The 18,479-nt window shown below is 72.2% G+C and carries 21 protein-coding genes; 15 read left to right on the top strand and 6 right to left on the bottom strand.

Annotated elements, in window-relative coordinates; all coding sequences use genetic code 11:
* Positions 1-7: 7 nt before the first annotated feature.
* The gene (gene cofC, locus ABT084_RS09525; RefSeq protein WP_351040066.1) at positions 8-649 is read right to left on the bottom strand and encodes a 2-phospho-L-lactate guanylyltransferase; all 642 of its coding nucleotides are present in this window, start codon (positions 647-649) and stop codon (positions 8-10) included.
* 221 nt (positions 650-870) lie between these two features.
* Between cofC and ABT084_RS09520 the strand changes: the two genes are divergently transcribed.
* From ABT084_RS09520 to ABT084_RS09510, 3 genes are read left to right on the top strand one after another with little or no spacing between them, the layout of a single operon-like run.
* The gene (locus ABT084_RS09520; RefSeq protein WP_351040064.1) at positions 871-1,623 is read left to right on the top strand and encodes a lysophospholipid acyltransferase family protein; all 753 of its coding nucleotides are present in this window, start codon (positions 871-873) and stop codon (positions 1,621-1,623) included.
* Positions 1,620-2,630, top strand: coding sequence for an NAD(P)H-dependent glycerol-3-phosphate dehydrogenase (locus ABT084_RS09515; protein WP_351040062.1), 1,011 nt, complete (start codon positions 1,620-1,622; stop codon positions 2,628-2,630). The genes ABT084_RS09520 and ABT084_RS09515 overlap by 4 nt, the downstream gene beginning before the upstream one ends.
* Before the next feature lie 39 nt (positions 2,631-2,669).
* Positions 2,670-3,827 carry a D-alanine--D-alanine ligase family protein gene (locus ABT084_RS09510; RefSeq protein ID WP_351040060.1) on the top strand — a complete coding sequence of 386 codons (1,158 nt, stop codon included), beginning with the start codon at positions 2,670-2,672 and terminating at the stop codon, positions 3,825-3,827.
* A gap of 66 nt (positions 3,828-3,893) precedes the next feature.
* Here ABT084_RS09510 and ABT084_RS09505 read toward each other — a convergent pair whose 3' ends face one another.
* A complete protein-coding gene (locus tag ABT084_RS09505) occupies positions 3,894-4,394 on the bottom strand; it encodes a DUF3515 domain-containing protein (protein ID WP_351040058.1) in 501 nt (166 codons plus the stop codon).
* A 23-nt stretch (positions 4,395-4,417) separates the two neighbouring features.
* Positions 4,418-4,651: an Lrp/AsnC ligand binding domain-containing protein gene (locus tag ABT084_RS09500; RefSeq protein WP_351040055.1), complete on the bottom strand. Its 234-nt coding sequence runs from the start codon at positions 4,649-4,651 to the stop codon at positions 4,418-4,420.
* 236 nt (positions 4,652-4,887) lie between these two features.
* On the opposite strand from ABT084_RS09500, the gene ABT084_RS09495 reads away from it, so the two are divergent.
* Positions 4,888-5,865, top strand: coding sequence for a thiamine-phosphate kinase (locus ABT084_RS09495; protein ID WP_351040052.1), 978 nt, complete (start codon positions 4,888-4,890; stop codon positions 5,863-5,865).
* Positions 5,862-6,659: a bifunctional hydroxymethylpyrimidine kinase/phosphomethylpyrimidine kinase gene (gene thiD / locus ABT084_RS09490; RefSeq protein ID WP_351040050.1), complete on the top strand. Its 798-nt coding sequence runs from the start codon at positions 5,862-5,864 to the stop codon at positions 6,657-6,659. Before ABT084_RS09495 ends, thiD begins: the two co-directional genes overlap by 4 nt.
* A 131-nt stretch (positions 6,660-6,790) precedes the next feature.
* Here thiD and rpmB read toward each other — a convergent pair whose 3' ends face one another.
* Positions 6,791-6,976, bottom strand: coding sequence for a 50S ribosomal protein L28 (rpmB, locus tag ABT084_RS09485; protein ID WP_073911113.1), 186 nt, complete (start codon positions 6,974-6,976; stop codon positions 6,791-6,793).
* Positions 6,977-7,123: 147 nt separating this feature from the next.
* Between rpmB and ABT084_RS09480 the strand changes: the two genes are divergently transcribed.
* From ABT084_RS09480 to mutM, 9 genes are all read left to right on the top strand, one after another.
* Positions 7,124-8,911, top strand: a complete 1,788-nt coding sequence (locus ABT084_RS09480) for a DAK2 domain-containing protein (RefSeq protein ID WP_502968879.1) — start codon at positions 7,124-7,126, stop codon at positions 8,909-8,911.
* 68 nt (positions 8,912-8,979) lie between these two features.
* Positions 8,980-11,193, top strand: coding sequence for an ATP-dependent DNA helicase RecG (recG, locus tag ABT084_RS09475; RefSeq protein ID WP_351040045.1), 2,214 nt, complete (start codon positions 8,980-8,982; stop codon positions 11,191-11,193).
* A 67-nt stretch (positions 11,194-11,260) separates the two neighbouring features.
* Entirely contained in the window at positions 11,261-11,839 is a 579-nt protein-coding gene (rsmD, locus tag ABT084_RS09470) for a 16S rRNA (guanine(966)-N(2))-methyltransferase RsmD (protein WP_351040043.1), read from the top strand.
* Positions 11,840-11,868: 29 nt separating this feature from the next.
* The gene (coaD, locus tag ABT084_RS09465; protein WP_351040129.1) at positions 11,869-12,348 is read left to right on the top strand and encodes a pantetheine-phosphate adenylyltransferase; all 480 of its coding nucleotides are present in this window, start codon (positions 11,869-11,871) and stop codon (positions 12,346-12,348) included.
* A 95-nt stretch (positions 12,349-12,443) separates the two neighbouring features.
* Complete coding sequence (locus ABT084_RS09460) at positions 12,444-13,559, top strand: cell division initiation protein (protein WP_351040126.1); 1,116 nt, start codon at positions 12,444-12,446, stop codon at positions 13,557-13,559.
* 155 nt (positions 13,560-13,714) lie between these two features.
* Positions 13,715-14,362, top strand: a complete 648-nt coding sequence (locus ABT084_RS09455) for a YceD family protein (RefSeq protein WP_351040123.1) — start codon at positions 13,715-13,717, stop codon at positions 14,360-14,362.
* 2 nt (positions 14,363-14,364) lie between these two features.
* On the top strand, positions 14,365-14,538 hold the full coding sequence (rpmF, locus tag ABT084_RS09450) for a 50S ribosomal protein L32 (RefSeq protein ID WP_003965982.1): 174 nt from the start codon (positions 14,365-14,367) through the stop codon (positions 14,536-14,538).
* 19 nt (positions 14,539-14,557) lie between these two features.
* Positions 14,558-15,397, top strand: coding sequence for a ribonuclease III (rnc, locus tag ABT084_RS09445; protein WP_351040040.1), 840 nt, complete (start codon positions 14,558-14,560; stop codon positions 15,395-15,397).
* A gap of 120 nt (positions 15,398-15,517) precedes the next feature.
* Positions 15,518-16,384, top strand: a complete 867-nt coding sequence (gene mutM / locus ABT084_RS09440; RefSeq protein WP_351040037.1) for a bifunctional DNA-formamidopyrimidine glycosylase/DNA-(apurinic or apyrimidinic site) lyase — start codon at positions 15,518-15,520, stop codon at positions 16,382-16,384.
* Here mutM and ABT084_RS09435 read toward each other — a convergent pair.
* On the bottom strand, positions 16,357-16,764 hold the full coding sequence (locus ABT084_RS09435; protein ID WP_351040034.1) for a winged helix-turn-helix transcriptional regulator: 408 nt from the start codon (positions 16,762-16,764) through the stop codon (positions 16,357-16,359). The two genes, mutM and ABT084_RS09435, sit on opposite strands and share 28 nt — an antisense overlap.
* Positions 16,765-16,869: 105 nt before the next feature.
* On the opposite strand from ABT084_RS09435, the gene ABT084_RS09430 reads away from it, so the two are divergent.
* On the top strand, positions 16,870-17,487 hold the full coding sequence (locus ABT084_RS09430; RefSeq protein WP_351040031.1) for a flavodoxin family protein: 618 nt from the start codon (positions 16,870-16,872) through the stop codon (positions 17,485-17,487).
* 57 nt (positions 17,488-17,544) lie between these two features.
* Here ABT084_RS09430 and ABT084_RS09425 read toward each other — a convergent pair whose 3' ends face one another.
* Entirely contained in the window at positions 17,545-18,423 is an 879-nt protein-coding gene (locus ABT084_RS09425; RefSeq protein ID WP_351040029.1) for a CAP domain-containing protein, read from the bottom strand.
* Positions 18,424-18,479 lie beyond the last annotated feature (56 nt).

Genomic DNA, 18,479 nt, shown 5'->3' with positions numbered 1-18,479 from the left:
GCGCAGGCTATCGGGCCTCCGGGCGGACCGCGGGCACCCGGGCCCGCAGCCGGGCCGCGCAGCGCCCCGTGTACGGCCCGGGGCCCAGCACCAGCGCCTCGCGCAGGTCCGCCGCCGTATCCACGTCCCGGCGCACGCTGTCGACGCCCCGGAGCGTGATTTCCACCGCCCCCGACGCGGAATGCCGGGCCCGGGACGGGCCGCCGAACGCGGGGGACAATTCCACGCCCGGTGCGGCGGAAAGCAGCGTCGTCCCGATTCCTGCCGCGTCCGCCAGGAATGCCCGGGGAAATACCGCCGCGTTTTCGAGCACCCGTAGCAATTCCGGTGGCCGCAGCGCGGGCAGATCCGCGTTCATCGCGGCCACCGCCGCACCCGGCCGCAGCGCCCGGACCGCCCGCGCGCCATGGGCCAGCGCCGCGTTGAGCCCGGCGGCCGGCCGGTCCGCCACGATCCGCGCGCCCAGTGCGGCCAGTTCCGCCCCGGCCAGCGGATCGTCCGTGACGACCACCACATCCCGGACCGCCGCGCAGGCCAGCGCCGCCGCCACGGTGTCCTGCGCGAACGCCAGCGCGAGCCGGGGCCGGTCGGCCCCGGCCGCCGCCGCCAGACGGCTCTTGGCCACGGACAGCGGCTTGAGCGGGATCACCAGGCTCCAGACGGCGTTCGTGGCCGGCCCCTTTCCCGTGGACGTGTCATGGACGCGTTCTCGCACATACGTCGGCCATTGTCACCCCCCTCCCGGGCAGCCCGGCGGCCCGGTCGCGCGAGCGGGGCGTACGGTGTTCTCGACAGAGACCGGACCCGGGGAGAGACTTGTCCCGGCCAGGTGCCCAAGGCGCGCACCCGGTCCTAGAGGAAGGTGTCCGAGTGTCCCGCCGCAGAATCGGCTTCTGGTACCGCCTGGCGGCGGTCATCGCAAAGCCGCCGCTGGTACTGCTCTTCAAGCGGGACTGGCGGGGAATGGAGCACATTCCGGCCGAGGGCGGATTTATCACCGCCGTCAATCACAACTCGTATCTGGACCCGCTCTCCTACGCGCACTTCCAGTACAACACCGGCCGGGTGCCCCGATTGCTCGCGAAGGCCGCCCTCTTCAAGGTGCCGATTGTCGGCTCGATCCTGCGCGGATCCGGCCAGATCCCCGTCTACCGCGAGACCACCAACGCCCTGGACGCATTCCGGGCCGCCGTGGCCGCGATCGAGCGGGGGGAATGCGTGGCCTTTTATCCGGAGGGCACCCTCACCCGGGATCCCGACCAGTGGCCCATGGCCGGCAAGACCGGCGCCGCCCGGGTCGCCCTCCTGACGAAGGCCCCCGTCATCCCGGTGGCCCAGTGGGGCGCGAACCTCGCGGTGCCGCCGTACGCCAAGGAGAACAGGGTCCGGCTCTTCCCGCGCAAGACCCTCCAGGTGCTCGCCGGACCGCCCGTGGACCTCTCCGAGTTCCACGGTCTGGAGCCCACCCCCGACGTCCTCAAGGCCGTCACCGAAGTCATCATGGCGGCCATCACGGAGCTGCTGGAGGAACTGCGCGGAGAGACCGCTCCCGCGCAGCCGTACGACCACCGCAAGGCCAGGGTGGAACAGCGGCGCAAGGCCGCGGGGGAGGACAGCAAGTGACGCCCACCGTCAAGGCGGCCGTGTTCGGAACCGGCTCCTGGGGCACGGCCTTCGGCATGGTCCTCGCCGACGCCGGCTGCGAGGTGACCCTGTGGGGCCGCCGCGCCGAGGTGGTCGACGCCATCAACACCGGCCGGACCAACCCGGACTACTTCCCCGGGGTCGAGCTGCCCGCGAACCTGCGCGCCACCACCGACGCGGCCGAGGCCGCCCGCGGCGCCGACTTCGTCGTCCTCGCCGTCCCCTCCCAGACCCTGCGCGGCAACCTCGCCGAATGGGCCCCGCTGCTCCCCGCCGGCGCCGTGCTCGTCTCCCTGATGAAGGGCATCGAACTCGGCAGCGCCAAGCGGATGAGCGAGGTCATCGAAGAGGTGGCCAAGGTCCCCTCCGAGCGCGTCGCCGTGGTCACCGGGCCCAACCTGGCCCGCGAGATCGCCGCCCGGCAGCCCGCCGCCGCCGTGGTCGCCTGCGTCGACGAGGGCGTCGCCCAGCGCCTGCAGGCCGCCTGCCACACCCCGTACTTCCGCCCGTACACCAGCACCGACGTCATCGGCTGCGAGCTGGGCGGCGCCGTCAAGAACGTCATCGGCCTCGCCGTGGGCATCGCCGACGGCATGGGCCTCGGCGACAACACCAAGGGGTCCCTGATCACCCGCGGCCTGGCCGAAGCCACCCGGCTGGGCCTGGCGATGGGCGCCGACCCGCTCACCTTCTCCGGCCTCGCGGGCCTCGGCGACCTGGTCGCCACCTGCTCCTCGCCGCTCTCCCGGAACCACACCTTCGGCACCAACCTCGGCCGCGGGATGACCCTGGAGGAGACCATCGCGGTCACCCGGCAGACCGCCGAGGGGGTCAAGTCCTGCGAATCGGTGGCCGACCTGGGGCGCCGCCACGGAGTGGACATGCCCATCACGGACACCGTGGTCGACATCGTCCACCACGGCAAGCCGCCGCTGGTCGCGCTGAAGGAACTCATGGGCCGCAGTGCCAAACCGGAACGCCGCTGACTCCGTTCCGGTACGCGGACCGGGTACTCTCGGACCGATATGAGCAGCCAGAACTCCTCCCAGAGCCCTGACCAGCAGGGTCGCAAGCCGCGTGTGGCCGTCGTGTTCGGCGGCCGCAGCTCCGAACACGCCATCTCGGTCGTCACTGCGGGCGCGGTTCTGCGCTCCATCGACCGGTCCAAGTACGAGGTGCTGCCCATCGGCATCACCGCGGACGGCCGGTGGGCCCTGACGGCCGACGAGCCCGAGCGGATGGCCATCACCGACCGCCGGCTCCCCAGCGTCGAGGAGCTGTCCGAATCCGCCGAGGGCGCCGTGGTGCTCCCGGTCGACCCGGCCAGTCGCGAGGTCGTCTACACCGAACCCGGCGCCGTGCCCAAGGCGCTGGGCGAGGTCGACGTCGTCTTCCCCGTCCTGCACGGCCCCTACGGCGAGGACGGCACCCTCCAGGGCCTCCTCGAACTGTCCGGCATCCCGTACGTCGGCTCGGGCGTCCTCGCCTCGGCCGTCGGCCAGGACAAGGACTACATGAAGCGGGTGTTCACCTCCTTCGGGCTGCGCGTCGGCCCGTACGTGACCATCCGCCCCCGCGAGTGGGAGCAGGACGAGAGCGCCGCCCGCGCGAAGATCCTGGGCTTCGCCGCCGAACACGGCTGGCCGCTGTTCGTCAAGCCCGCCCGCGCCGGGTCCTCCATCGGCATCACCAAGGTCGACGACCCGTCCGGCCTCGACGACGCCCTCAAGGAAGCCCAGCGCCACGACCCGAAGGTCATCGTGGAGGCGCTGCTGCGCGGCCGCGAGATCGAGTGCGGAGTGCTGGAGTTCGAGGACGGTCCGCGCGCGAGCGTGCCCGCCGAGATCCCGCCGGTCTCCAGCCACGACTTCTACGACTTCGAGGCGAAGTACATCGACTCCGCCTCCGGCCTGGTCCCCGCCCCGCTGACCCCGGAGCAGACCGCCGAGGTCCAGCGGCTCGCGATCGAGGCCTTCGAGGCCGCGTCCTGCGAGGGCCTGGTGCGCGCCGACTTCTTCCTCACGGAGGACGGCACCTTCGTCATCAACGAGATCAACACGATGCCGGGGTTCACCCCCATCTCCATGTACCCGCGCATGTGGCAGGAGAGCGGCATCGAGTACCCGGAGCTGGTGGACCGCCTGCTCCAGGCGGCCCTGCGCCGCTCCACCGGGCTGCGCTAGCCGACACCGCAGTACGGGACGACGTACGAGCGACCGCCCGCCGGGTCATGATCCGGCGGGCGGTTCTCAGTAGGAGGAGATGCCCTCGGGCACCGACTTCTTCACGGCGGCCGACAGCGGCACCAGGAAACCGGTGTCCTTGGCGTGCTCCTTGTCCACCGTGACCTCGGTGTACGCGAGCCGCAGCCCGGAAGTGAAACGGAAACCGCCGTCCTTGAGCGGCTCCAGCAGCCACCCCACACCGTTGACCTCGACGCCGTCCTGCGACGGATCCGACATCGTGGGGGGCTTGGGGATACCGCACCGCAGTACGATCGCCGAGCCGCCCCACGCGGCGGTCAGGTCGGAACGCGGTGCGGTGTCGGTCCGCTCCAGGCCGGCCACCGTTTCGGGGAGCCCCTCGTGCAGCGTGGCACAGAGCCCCGCGACATCGGCGGGCGGCGCGGGCGGGGGATCGACCCGGGCCCGGGCGGTACCCCCGGAGCAGCCCGCGAGGACTGCCACGGCGAGTACGGCCATCGGGGCGGGCAGGGCCAGCAGACGGACGGGCCGGCGGTGGAGGGACATCACCGGCCAAGAGTAGACGGGGGCTACAAATGGACGACCGGGCAGGTCAGGGTGCGGGTGATTCCTTCCACCTGCTGGACCTTGGCGACCACCATGCGGCCGAGTTCGTCCACGGTGTCGGCCTGGGCGCGCACGATCACGTCGTACGGCCCCGTCACGTCCTCGGCCTGGATCACCCCCTGGATCCGGCCGATCGACTCGGCCACCACCGATGCCTTGCCCACCTCGGTCTGGATGAGGATGTACGCCTGTACCACGGAACCTCCAGAGCGGCCGCGAGGATCATTTCCCCTAATCTTCGGGAGGGGTGTCCCGGTCCCGGGGAGAAAGGGACGCCACGGTACCGCGTCGCCGCGCGCCACGGGGAGACCCGGGGGCCCGGCGCCACGCGCAGCGGGGCGTACGGAGAGCAGAAGTTGACGTATCAGTTGACGGTACCCAGAGCTGGGACGGCTCGCGACCGCGAGCGGACTGGGCCAGAAGGAGCACAGCGATGAAGGGCACTGTCGGCGAGCTGGGGGAGTTCGGGCTCATCAAAGAGCTGACCTCACGGCTGACCACCACCCCGGCGGTCCGGCTCGGGCCCGGCGACGACGCCGCGGTCGTGTCCGCGCCCGACCGGCGGGTCGTGGCCAGCACGGACATCCTGCTGGAGGGACGGCACTTCCGGCGCGACTGGTCCACCGCCTACGACGTCGGGCGCAAGGCCGCGGCGCAGAACCTGGCCGACATCGCCGCCATGGGCGCGGTGCCGACGGCGCTGCTGCTCGGCCTCGTCGTACCGGCCGAACTGCCGGTCACCTGGCCGACCGAGCTGATGGACGGGCTGCGCGACGAATGCCAGGTCGCGGGCGCGGCCGTGGTCGGCGGGGACGTCGTCCGCGGGGACACCATCACCGTGGCCATCACCGCCCTCGGCGACCTGCGCAACCACGACCCCGTGCTGCGCTCCGGCGCCCGGCCCGGCGACGTCGTCGCCGTCACCGGCTGGCTCGGCTGGTCCGCGGCCGGATTCGCGGTGCTCTCCCGGGGGTTCCGCTCCCCGCGGGCCTTCGTCGAGGCACACCGGCGGCCCGAGCCGCCGTACCACGCGGGCCCCGCGGCCGCCGGACTCGGCGCCACCGCCATGACCGACGTCAGCGACGGCCTCGTCGCGGACCTCGGGCACATCGCGGAGGCCAGCAAGGTCCGCATCGACCTGCGTTCGGCCGCCGTCGACATCCCGACCCAGATGCACGACATCGGGCAGGCCGTCGGCGTCGACCCGCTCCAGTGGGTCCTCACCGGGGGAGAGGACCACGCGATCGTGGCGACCTTCCCGCCGGACGTGAAGCTCCCGGCCCGCTGGAAGGTCATCGGGGAGGTGCTCAACCGCTCCGCGCTGCCCCAGGTGACCGTGGACGGCGCGCCCTGGACCAGCACCGGCGGCTGGGACCACTTCGGGCCCGACCCGCAGGAACTCCCGCGATGAGCGGTGCGCCACCGCTGTGCCTGACCGTCGCCGGATCCGATTCCGGCGGCGGCGCGGGCATCCAGGCCGACCTCAAGACCATGCTGGCCCTCGGGGTGCACGGGATGAGCGTGGTCACCGCCGTGACCGCCCAGAACTCCCTCGGGGTGCGCGGGGTGTGGGAGCTGCCCCCCGAGGCCGTGACGGCCCAGTACCGGGCCGTGGTGGACGACATCGGGGTCGGGGCGGTCAAGACCGGCATGCTCTCCTCCGCGGTCCTCGTGGAGACCGTGGCCGCGCTGCTGGCGGACACCGCGGCCCCGGCCGTGGTGGACCCCGTCGGGGTCTCCAAGCACGGGGACGCGCTGCTCGCCGCGTCCGCGCTGGAGGCCGTACGGTCACAGCTCCTGCCGCGGGCCACCGTGGCCACCCCGAACCTCGACGAAGTGGCGCAGCTCACGGGCGTACGGGTGGAGAGCGAGGACGACATGCGGCGGGCCGCCGACGCGGTCCTCGGACACGGGCCGCGCTGGGCCCTGATCAAGGGCGGCCACCTCGCGGCCGGACACGAGGCCGTGGACCTGCTGAGCGACGGTGCCACGGAGCTGTGGCTGCGCGCCGCCCGCCACGACAACCGGCACACGCACGGCACCGGCTGCACCCTGGCGAGCGCGATCGCGGCGGGCCTGGCCAAGGGGCTGGACGTCCCGGCGGCGGTCACCGCGGCCAAGGACTACGTCACGGGCGCGGTCGCGGCCGGCTTCGCCCTCGGTGCCGGCATCGGCCCGGTGGACCACGCCTGGCGGTCCCGGTAACGACGTACGGCCGCCCCGGAAGCGATTCCGGGGCGGCCGAAACCGCTCATGACAAGGCAAAAGGCCGGTCCACCGAGGTGGACCGGCCTTTTTGGCAACCGGAAGGGCTGCGCTTACGACGACGGAAGGCGTCAGCGCGAGACCTTGCCGGCCTTGATGCACGAGGTGCAGGCGTTGAGGCGCTTCGGCGTCCCATTGACCACGGCACGGACGCGCTGGATGTTCGGGTTCCAGCGACGCGAGGTGCGGCGGTGCGAGTGGGAGATGCTGTTGCCGAAGCTCGGCCCCTTGGCGCAAACGTCGCAGTTGGCAGCCACAGGTCACTCCAAAGACTTCAGATGCAATTACAGTGAAACCGGCGCACCGGAATCAGAGATCTGAAGTGGTTTGCCGGGGGAATGGCCCGACTCTCATCGGGCAACCGGAGCAGCATACAACGACTGCGTCCGTCCAAGAAAACTACCATGGCCACCACGGGCCCCGCCCCGGGTGCACCCCCCGCCGGGCCCGCCCTTCGTTACCCTGCGGTGAACCCTCGCCCGCCCAAGGAGGAACACCCGGTGCCGCACGAGCCGCTCACCCTGGACGCCGCCGCGGTGCGCACCTGGAGCTCCCTGACCCTGACCGCACTGGGCCGGGCCCGCGAGGACATCGACGCGATCAACGTCTATCCGGTCGCCGACGCCGACACCGGGACCAACCTCTACCTGACCGCCTGCTCGGCCTCCCGCTCGCTGGAAGCCGCCTTCGGGAACCCGGCGGATGTGAGCGAGGGCACAGGGGCCGGAGGTGAGGTCCAGGAGGGCGCCGACGCCGCCGGGGACGGTCCGGCCTCGCTGGCCGTGGCCGTACGCGCCTACGCCCACGGAGCCCTCATAGGCGCCCGGGGGAACTCCGGAACGATCCTCGCGCAGCTGCTGCGCGGGGTGGCCGACGTACTCGGCGGGGAACCCCGCGCGACCACGTCGGGCGGACTGCTGGCCGGGGCCCTGACCCGGGCCGCGGAATCGGCGTACCAGGCCGTCGCGCACCCCGTCGAGGGCACCATGCTCACCGTCGCCGCCGCCGCGGCGCGGGCCGGCGAAGCCGCCGAGGCGGCCGCCGGGAGCGCCGTCGACGTGGCCCGCGCCGCCTACGACGGCGCCCGCGCCGCCCTGGCCGAGACCCCGGGGCAGCTGGCCGCGCTGGGCCGGGCCGGGGTCGTGGACGCGGGGGGCTGCGGCGTGGTCGCCGTGCTCGGGGCGCTGTGGCAGGCCCTGTCCGGCCAGGAGGTGGCCCAGGAACCGGTGCGCGGGCGGGCCGTGGCCGTACCGGCTCCGGCGGAGCCCTGCGCCGAGGAGCCGGACGGGCCCGGGTACGAGGTGATCTACCTGCTGGAGGCCCCGGACGCGGCGGTCGACGGGCTGCGCGAAACGCTGGACCAGCTCGGGGACTCGCTGGTGGTCGTCGGCGGGGACGGGCTGTGGAACGTCCACGTCCATGTCGACGATCCCGGCGCCGCCGTGGAGGCCGGGGTGGTCGCGGGACGGCCGTACCGGATCCGCATCACCCACTTCGGCGACGAGCGGCGCCGCGCCCGCACCGAGCGCGCCCAGCGGGCCGTGGTCGCCGTCGTCCAGGGCGAGGGACTGGCCGGGCTCTGCCAGGAGGCGGGCGCGACCACCGTGCTCGTCCTGCCCGGCGAACCCCCCGCCGCCGCCGAGATCGCCGCCGCCGTCCGGCGGGCCCACGCCCGCGAGGTGGTCCTGCTGCCCGGCGGCGCCGAACAGCGCGCGGCCGCCGTGGCCGCCGCCGAACGGGCGCGCGCCGACGGCGTACGGGTCGCCGTCGTCCCCACCCGGTCGGCCGTCCAGGGCCTCGCCGCCCTCGCCGTGCACGACCCCGACGCCACCTTCGACGAGGACGTGGTCGCCATGACCGCCGCCGCCGGAGCCACCCGCCACGGCGAACTGGCCATCGCCGAGCGGCAGTCCTTCACCTCGGCCGGCATCTGCCAGGCCGGGGACGTCCTCGGGCTCATCGACGGGGACGTCGCGGTCATCGGCTCCGGGCTGGAGGAGACCGCCGAAGCCGTCCTGGAGCGGATGCTGGGCTCCGGCGGCGAACTCGTCACCCTGGTCCTGGGACCGGAGGTGCCGGACGCGCTCGCCGCCCGTCTGGAGGCGTACGTACAGCACGGGCACCTGGCCGTGGACACCGTCACCTACCGCGGCGGGCGGTACTCCGCGCCCCTGCTGATCGGCGTCGAGTAGCCGGGCGGGCCGGGACAGGGCAGCGGAGGGCGGCCGGCCGGGGGTCGGACACCCCCGTTGTCACCGGCATGGTGTGCAATGAACGGGTGCCCGCGCTCGACGAAGACCTCAAGAAGACCCTCGGCCCCGCCACCGCCAAGGTGCTGGCCGAGCAGCTCGGCCTGCACACGGCCCTGGACCTGCTGCACCACTACCCGCGCCGGTACGCCGAGCGCGGCGAGCTGACCTCGCTGGCGGAGCTGGCCGACCAGATCGACGAGCACGTCACCGTCGTCGCCCAGGTCGCCGACGCCCGCGTCCTCACCTTCAACGGCGGGCGCGGCAAGCGGCTGGAGGTGACCATCACCGACGGCAGCGGCCGCCTCCAACTCGTCTTCTTCGGCGCGGGCGTCCACAAACCGCACAAGGACCTGCTCCCCGGCAGCCGCGCGATGTTCGCGGGCAAGGTCTCGATGTTCAACCGCAAGCTCCAGCTCGCCCACCCCGCCTACGAACCCCTGGGCGTGGACGCCAGTACCGCCGACGCCGTGGACGCCTTCGCCCAGCAGCTGATCCCGATCTACCCGGCCTGCAAGCAGCTGGAGTCCTGGAAGATCGCCAAGGCGGTCGACGCGGTCCTGCCCAGCGCCCAGGAGGCCGTGGACCCGCTGCCGCCCGCGCTGCGCGAGGGCCGTGGGATGCTCCCGCTCACCGAAGCCCTGCTGGGGATCCACCGGCCGCGCACCAAGGCCGACGTCGAAGCCGCGCGGCAACGCCTCAAGTGGGACGAGGCCTTCGTCCTGCAGGTCGCCCTGGCCCGCCGCCGGCACGCGGACACCCTGCTCCCCGCCGTCCCGCGCCGCCCGGCCCCCGGCGGCCTGCTGGACGCCTTCGACGCCAAGCTCCCCTTCACCCTCACCGACGGCCAGGTCACGGTCTCCCGCGAGATCTTCGACGACCTCGCCACCGACCACCCCATGCACCGCCTCCTCCAGGGCGAGGTGGGCTCGGGAAAAACAATGGTCGCGCTGCGCGCGATGCTCGCCGTCGTCGACAGCGGCGGACAGGCCGCGATGCTCGCGCCCACCGAGGTGCTCGCCCAGCAGCACCACCGCTCGATCACCGAGATGATGGGCGACCTCGCCGAGGCCGGGCTGCTCGGCGGCTCCGACCGGGGGACCAAGGTGGTGCTGCTCACCGGCTCCATGGGCACCCCGGCCCGGCGCCAGGCGCTCCTCGACCTGATCACCGGCGAGGCCGGGATCGTCATCGGCACCCACGCCCTGATCGAGGACAAGGTCAAGTTCCACGACCTCGGGCTGGTCGTCGTCGACGAGCAGCACCGCTTCGGCGTGGAGCAGCGCGACGCCCTGCGCTCCAAGGGCAAGCAGCCCCCGCACCTGCTCGTGATGACCGCGACCCCGATCCCGCGCACCGTCGCGATGACGGTCTTCGGCGACCTGGAGACCTCCGTCCTGGACCAGCTCCCGGCCGGGCGCTCCCCGATCGCCACCCATGTCGTGCCCGCCAAGGACAAGCCCCACTTCCTGACCCGGGCCTGGGAGCGGGTCCGCGAAGAGGTCGAGAAGGGGCACCAGGCCTACGTGGTCTGCCCGCGCATCGGCGACGGCGAGGACGACCCCAAGGCCGCCAAGAAGAAGGCCGCGGCGGAGGAGGACGGGGACAAGCGCCCGCCGCTCGCCGTGCTGGAGATCGCCGAGCAGCTGGCGAAGGGCCCGCTCGCCGGGCTGTCCGTCGAAGTGCTGCACGGCAGGATGGACCCGGCCGACAAGGACGCCGTGATGCGGCGCTTCGCGGCGGGCGAGGTGAAGGTGCTGGTCGCCACGACCGTCATCGAGGTGGGGGTGAACGTACCGAACTCCACCGTCATGGTGATCATGGACGCGGACCGGTTCGGGGTGTCCCAGCTGCACCAGCTGCGCGGCCGCGTCGGGCGCGGCTCCGCCCCCGGGCTGTGCCTGCTGGTCAGCGAGATGCACGAGGCCAGCCCCGCGCGGGCCCGGCTCGCCGCCGTCGCCGCCACCCTCGACGGCTTCGAGCTCTCCCGGATCGACCTCGAACAGCGCCGCGAGGGCGACGTCCTCGGCCAGGCCCAGTCCGGCGTGCGCTCCTCGCTGCGGATGCTGTCCGTCATCGAGGACGAGGAGGTCATCGCGCAGGCCCGCGAGGAGGCCGCCCGGGTCGTCGCCGAGGACCCCGGGCTGACCGGCCTGCCGGGTCTGCTGACCGCGCTCGACGCGCTGCTCGACACCGAGCGGGAGCAGTACCTGGAGAAGGGCTGACCAGGAGGGTCCGTGCGGGAGGTCCTATCGTGGAGCCGCGAGCATTCCCTGAGCGAAGGACCCCCACATGACCCGCGTGATCGCCGGCAGCGCCGGTGGACGACGCCTCGCCGTGCCGCCCGGCACCGGCACCCGGCCGACCTCCGACCGGATGCGCGAAGGCCTCTTCTCCACCTGGGAGTCGCTGCACGGAGTCGAGGGGGCCCGGGTCCTCGACCTGTACGGCGGCTCCGGCGCGGTCGCTCTGGAGGCCCTCTCGCGCGGCGCCGCGCACGCTCTGCTCGTCGAGGCCGACGCCAAGGCCGCGAAGGCGATCCGCGAGAACATCGCGACGCTGGGCCTGCCGGGAGCCGAGTTCCGGGCGGGCAAGGCGGAGCAGATCGTGGCGGTCCGGGCGTCGGGGGAGCCGTACGACATCGTTTTCCTGGACCCGCCGTACGAGGTCGCGCACGGCGATCTTGCCGAGATCCTGCTCACACTCCGGTCGAATGCCTGGCTCACCGACGATGCGCTCGTCACCGTGGAACGCAGCACCAGAAGCGGTGCGTTCCCCTGGCCCGACGGTTTCGAGCCGCTCCGCTCCCGGCGGTACGGCGAAGGCACCCTTTGGTACGGTCGCGCCGCCAACACCTGCGAAGAGTCATGATGCCCGCACCGGAGAGCGAGGGACCGCAGTTGCGCCGCGCCGTCTGTCCGGGGTCGTTCGACCCCATCACCAACGGACACCTCGACATCATCGGCAGAGCCGCCAGGCTCTACGACGTCGTGCATGTCGCCGTGATGATCAACCAGTCGAAGCAGGGCCTCTTCAGCATCGAGGAGCGGATCGAGCTGATCCGCGAGGCCACCGCCGACTACGGGAACGTCGAGGTCGAGTCCTTCCACGGACTGCTCGTCGACTTCTGCAAGCAGCGCGACATCCCGGCCATCGTCAAGGGGCTGCGCGCGGTCAGCGACTTCGACTACGAGCTCCAGATGGCCCAGATGAACATCGGCCTCACCGGGGTCGAGACGCTCTTCGTGCCGACCAACCCGACCTACAGCTTCCTCTCCTCCTCGCTGGTCAAGGAGGTGGCGACCTGGGGCGGCGACGTCTCCCACCTGCTGCCGGCCTTCGTCCACACCAAGCTCATGGAGCGGCTGCGCGGCAACTGACGCCGCGCGACTCGCTGTCGGCGGGCCACCCGGTGGCCGTACAGTCGACCCGTCCGTCTCAGGAAACGCCTGAGGCCGAGAGAGTGCGAGCCACCGTGGACGTGCAGAAGAAGCTCGACGAGATCGTCGCGTCGGTCGGCGGAGCCCGGTCCATGCCCATGTCCGCCTCGTGCGTGATCAACCGGGCCGAGCTGCTGGCGCAGCTCGAAGAGGTGCGCCAGGCGCTGCCCGGCTCGCTCGCCCAGGCGCGGGAGCTGATCGGCGGGCGCGAGCAGATGGTCGAGGAGGCCCGCCGCGAGGCGGACCGGATCATCGAGTCCGCGCACGCCCAGCGGGGCTCGCTGGTCTCCGACACCGAGGTCGCGCGGCGCTCGCAGGGCGAGGCGGACCGGATCCTGGCGGAGGCCCGCCGGGAGGCCGAGGAGATCCGCGCCGAGGCGGACGACTACGTCGACAGCAAGCTCGCCAACTTCGAGGTGGTCCTCTCCAAGACCATCGGATCCGTGGACCGGGGCCGCGAGAAGCTGCTGGGGCGCGGGCCCGGGCTGGACGAGCACGGGTTCGCGGACGCGGACGCGCCGGAGCGCAGCCAGGACCCCGAGACCCAGCGCCGCCAGGCCGACGCCTACGTCGACACGAAGCTGGCGACCTTCGAGGCGGTGCTGTCCAAGACCCTGGAGGCGGTCGGCCGGGGCCGCCAGAAGCTGACCGGCCGGACGCCCACGGACGAGCTCGGCGCGCACATGGCGGCCCAGGACGCGGCGGGCGGGCAGGCCCACACGACGAGCGACGCGGACTTCCTGGCCGGTCTGGCGGAACCGGTGGCGGTCATTCCGCAGCAGCAGTCCCAGACGCCGCAGGAGCCCGTCTACGACGCCTACGCCTACCAGCAGCCGCCCGCGCAGCCGGCGCACCAGCCGGACGGGTACGGCTACCAGGACGCCTACGGCTACCAGCAGACCCCGCAGCAGCCGGACCCGTACGCCGCGTACCAGCAGCAGCACGCCCGGCAGCCGGACCCGTACGCGGCCTACGAGCAGCAGGGCCAGTCGCAGCAGCGGACCGGGCACCAGCAGCCGGGCCACCAGCAGCCGGGCCACCAGCAGACCGGGCACCCGCAGTCGGGGCAGCAGGCCCTCGACGAGACCAGCCTCTTCGACACCAGCATGATCAACCTGGACCAGCTGCGCCAGTACGAACAGGGCCGCTGAGCTGCGGCTGAGGGATGCCCCGTCCTCGCCCCGGCCCGGATTGGGCTCAGAGCGAAGCGGCGGGTATCCTGGCTCTTCGGTCGCGCGTATGCGCTGCGATCCTTGCTGCCCGCAAGCGGCAAACAGCTCAGCGATTTCTGAAAGCAGGACCAGCCCTGAACACCCACCTCGATCACCGCAACCCCCTCGTGTTCGACACGCACGAGCTGGGTCGGCGTCCTGGTGCGTTGCTGCGGCTGACCCGCGAGGTCGCGGCGCCGGCGGACTTCGGTATCGCCGACGTCATCGGAGTGCCGGCAGGCGCGCCGGTGAAGCTGAAGCTCCGGCTGGAGTCGGTCATGGAAGGGGTGCTTGTCACAGGCACCGCCCGTGCACTGGCCGCCGGAGAGTGCGTAAGGTGTCTGGAGGCCGTGGAGCGCGAGCTCAAGGCGGACTTCCAGGAGATGTTCTCGTACCCTGACGCCGACGACCGGGGCCGTGTGAAAACGGAACCGGGCGACGACGTTGAGAATGATGAGGACATGCTCTTCATCGAGGACGGCTTGTTCGACCTCGAAACAGTGCTGCGTGACGCGGTGGTGCTCGCACTGCCGCTGCAGCCGGTGTGCCGGGAGGACTGTCTCGGACTGTGTCCCGAATGCGGGACCAGTCTGAACGACGACCCGGACCACCACCATGACGCCACCGACATTCGTTGGGCGGCGTTGCAAGGACTCGTCGTGACCGATCAGGACGACGAGAAGGACAACATGAGCGGCGCCGCATCTGACGTCCAGCGCGCCGCCGAGAAGCAGGAGAAGTAGCCGTGGCTGTTCCGAAGCGGAAGATGTCGCGCAGCAACACGCGCCACCGCCGGTCGCAGTGGAAGGCTGCGGTCCCCACCCTGGTTTCGTGCGAGCGTTGCCAGGAGCCGAAGCTCCAGCACATTGCGTGCCCGAGCTGCGGCACCTACAACAAGCGCCAGGTCCTCGAGGTCTGAGCGGCTGGTGAGAGGCGCAATGTCTGAGCTTGCCGGCGGCCAAACGCAGGCAGACACGAACAACGCGGCCTCGTCCCACACGCTTCTGGAAGGGCGGCTCGGGTATCACCTCGAGTCCGCCCTTCTGGTGCGTGCTCTGACCCACCGTTCGTACGCGTACGAGAACGGCGGTCTGCCCACCAACGAGCGGCTGGAGTTCCTCGGGGACTCCGTGCTCGGCCTGGTGGTCACGGACACGCTCTATCGGACCCACCCGGACCTGCCGGAAGGCCAACTGGCCAAACTGCGGGCCGCTGTGGTCAATTCGCGTGCGCTGGCGGAGGTCGGGCGCGGGCTCGAACTCGGTCTCTTCATCCGGCTCGGCCGGGGCGAAGAAGGCACGGGCGGCCGGGACAAGGCCTCCATCCTCGCCGACACCCTTGAAGCGGTGATCGGCGCGGTCTATCTCGACCAGGGCCTCGACGCGGCCTCGGAGCTGGTTCACCGGCTCTTCGACCCGCTCATCGAGAAGTCCTCGAACCTCGGCGCAGGCCTGGACTGGAAGACCAGTCTCCAGGAACTGACCGCGGCCGAGGGGCTCGGCGTACCCGAGTACCTGGTCAGCGAGACCGGACCGGACCACGAGAAGACCTTCACCGCTGCTGCTCGCGTCGGTGGTGTCTCGTACGGCACCGGCACCGGCCGCAGCAAGAAGGAAGCGGAACAGCAGGCTGCGGAGTCCGCGTGGCGCGGCATCCGCGCCGCCGCGGACGAGCGGATCGCGGCGGAAGCCGCTGCCGCCGCCGCACCGGCTGTCGCCGAGGCTCCGGCCGAGGACGGCGGGGCGCCGACGCCCGCCGACCCGACGCCGACCGCCTGACCTTCCTTCGGGAGTTTCCCCGCCCGCCCCTGCTCCGGCAGAGGCGGGCGGACCCGTTTCCGGGCCCGGCGGTAGGCTCGGAGCGAGCCGAGAAAGACCGCCCCTCCGGAGGAGACAACCGTGCCCGAGCTGCCCGAAGTCGAAGTCGTGCGGCGCGGTTTGGCGCGATGGGTGGCAGGGCGGACCGTCGGCTCCGTGGAGGTCCTGCACCCCCGTGCGGTACGCCGCCACCCCGGCGGCGGCGCCGATTTCGGGGCGCGCCTCGCGGGCCGGACCATCGGCGCCCCGCAGCGGCGCGGCAAGTACCTGTGGCTGCCCCTGGACGAGGACCTGTCCGTACTGGCCCACCTCGGCATGAGCGGCCAGCTGCTGGTCCAGCCCACCGGGGCCCCCGACGAGAAGCACCTGCGCATCCGGGTCCGCTTCGCGGACGACGCGGGGACCGAGCTGCGCTTCGTCGACCAGCGGACCTTCGGCGGGCTGTCGCTGCACCAGACCGTCGCCGACGCCCCGGACGGGCTCCCCGACGTCATCGCGCACATCGCGCGCGACCCCCTGGACCCCGCCTTCGACGAGGCCGGCTACCACGCGGCGCTGCGCGCCAAGCGGAGCACGCTCAAGCGGGCGCTGCTGGACCAGTCCCTGATCAGCGGCATCGGCAACATCTACGCGGACGAGGCGCTGTGGCGCGCCAAGCTGCACTACGAGCGCCCCACCGGCACCCTCACGCGCCCCCGGAGCCAGGAACTCCTCGGCCACGTCCGGGACGTGATGAACGCGGCCCTCGCCGTCGGCGGCACCAGCTTCGACAGCCTCTACGTCAACGTGAACGGCGAGTCGGGCTACTTCGACCGCTCGCTCGACGCCTACGGACGCGAGGACGAACGGTGCAGGCGCTGCGGCACCCCCATGCGCCGCCGCCCGTGGATGAACCGGTCCAGCTACTTCTGCCCGCGCTGTCAGCGCCCGCCGCGGCTCTCGTCGTAGCTCTGCCGGGCGGCCAGGACCGGGGTCATGCTGCCCTCGACGAAGTGGATCAGCGACAGCAGCCGCTCGGCGATCTCCCGGCCCAGCGGGGTCAGCTCGTAGTCGACGCGCGGCGGGTTCGTCGGCTGCGCCTCGCGGTGCACGATGCCGTCGCGCTCCAGCGCTTGCAGGGTCTGGGAGAGCATCTTCTCGCTCACTCCGTCGACCCGGCGGCGCAGTTCGTTGAAGCGGCGCGCTCCGTCGTACAGGGCGCCGACCGTCAGGCTGCCCCAGCGCCCGGTGACGTGCTCCAGGGTCTCCCGGGAGGGGCAGTCGCGCGCGAAGACGTCGAACGGCAGTCCGGCTGATGCGGCGCTCTCGGTACAGGCAGGGGTCTCCATGACCCACAGGATACTCTCGCGCAGCGCTAACTAGAAGCTTGCGCTTTCCAAAAGTTAGTGCTTCTCTTCTCCCAACGCACCACCACGTTCCAGAGGAGATCCACCGTGTCCACTGCCCTCCCCGCCCCCGTCGTCTCGATCGCCTACCACTCCGGATACGGGCACACCGCCGTTGTCGCCGAGGCCGTCCGCGCCGGCGCCGCCGATGCCGGTGCGACCGTCCACCTGATCAAGGTCGACGAGATCGACGACGCCCAGTGGGAACTCCTGGACGCCTCCGACGCGATCGTCTTCGGCTCCCCGACCTACATGGGCACCGCCTCCGGCGCCTTCCATGTCTTCGCCGAGGCTTCCTCGAAGCGCTGGTTCGCCAACGCCTGGCAGGACAAGCTGGGTGCGGGCTTCACGAACTCCGCGTCCAAGAGCGGCGACAAGTCCGGCACCCTGGGCTTCTTCCAGACGCTGGCCGCACAGCACGGCATGAGCTGGATCAACCTGGGCCTGAAGCCGGGCTGGAACTCCAGCACCGGCTCCGAGAACGACATCAACCGCCTCGGGTTCTCCAGCGGCGCCGCCGCGCAGAGCAACGCGGACCAGGGCGTCGAGGGCGTGCACAAGGCGGACCTGCTGACGGCCGAGCACCTCGGCCGCCGCGTCGCCGAGACGACCCGTGTCTTCCTCGCGGGCCGCGCGGCCGTGGCCGCGGTCGCGGCCACCGCCTGACGCGCGGCTCCGACGCCTCGCCGGGGTTCCGGCGAGGCGTCGGAGCCGTGACCGGGACTAGAAGCCGAAGTCCTGGGTCCACCAGGGGCCGCCGGAGGCGAGGTACGCGCCGACGCCGAGGGTGCGGAACTCGCAGTTGAGGATGTTGGCCCGGTGTCCCGGGCTGTCCATCCACGCCTTCATGACCGAGTCGGCGTCGCCCTGCCCGCGGGCGATGTTCTCGCCGCCGAGGCTGGTGATCCCGGCGGCGGAGGCGCGGTCCCACGGGGTCTTCCCGTCGGGGTCGGTGTGGTCGAAGAAGCCGCGGACGGCCATGTCCTTGCTGAACGCACCGGCGAGGGCGGCCAGCGGCGGATTCTGGCGCACCGGACCGCAGCCCGCCTGCGCCCGGGCCTGGTTGACCAGCGCCAGTACGGCCGCCTCCTCGGCGGAGTCCCCGCCGGTGGTCGGCACCGAGGGCTTCGCGGGCGGCGGGTCGGCGGGCTTCGGCTTGGGCGGCGCCGGTACGGGCGTCCGCGGAGCCTTCGCCGACGGCGTGGGGGAGGGCGAGGCCGAGGCCGACGCGGAAGCGGAGGCGGAAGGGCTCGGCGAGGCCGAAGCCGAGGGCGACGGCGAGGGTGAGGCGGAAGGGCTCCCGGACGGGGAGGGCGGGGCATCGGGCGAACGGCCGGAAAGGTTCGCCAGGCCGCCCTGGCCGCTCGCGTCGCCCGAGCCGCCGCCGTCGTCGTGCTGGGCGCCCTTGGCCTCGGCCTTGGTGTCCGCGCTCCGGCCGACGTAGGGGAAGCTGCCGCCGACCGGCACCAGGCCGGTGGTCACGGCCGCGGTCCCCAGGACCACTGCCACGCAGGCGCCCAGCAGACCGGTACGCACGGCGGTGCCGCCGCGCTTGCCGCGGCGGCCGTCGTGTTGCGGCGCGGGGAGTCGGTGGCGTCCCATCGGCTGCACCTTCCAAGATCAACCGTTACTCACCCAAATGGGTGAGGCATTGAGGC

The sequence above is a fragment of the Streptomyces sp. NPDC002138 genome (genome assembly GCF_040296485.1).
GTDB lineage: Bacteria > Actinomycetota > Actinomycetes > Streptomycetales > Streptomycetaceae > Streptomyces.
Note: the sequence above shows the minus strand (reverse complement) of the source record. Positions and strands in the feature narration are given on the sequence as shown.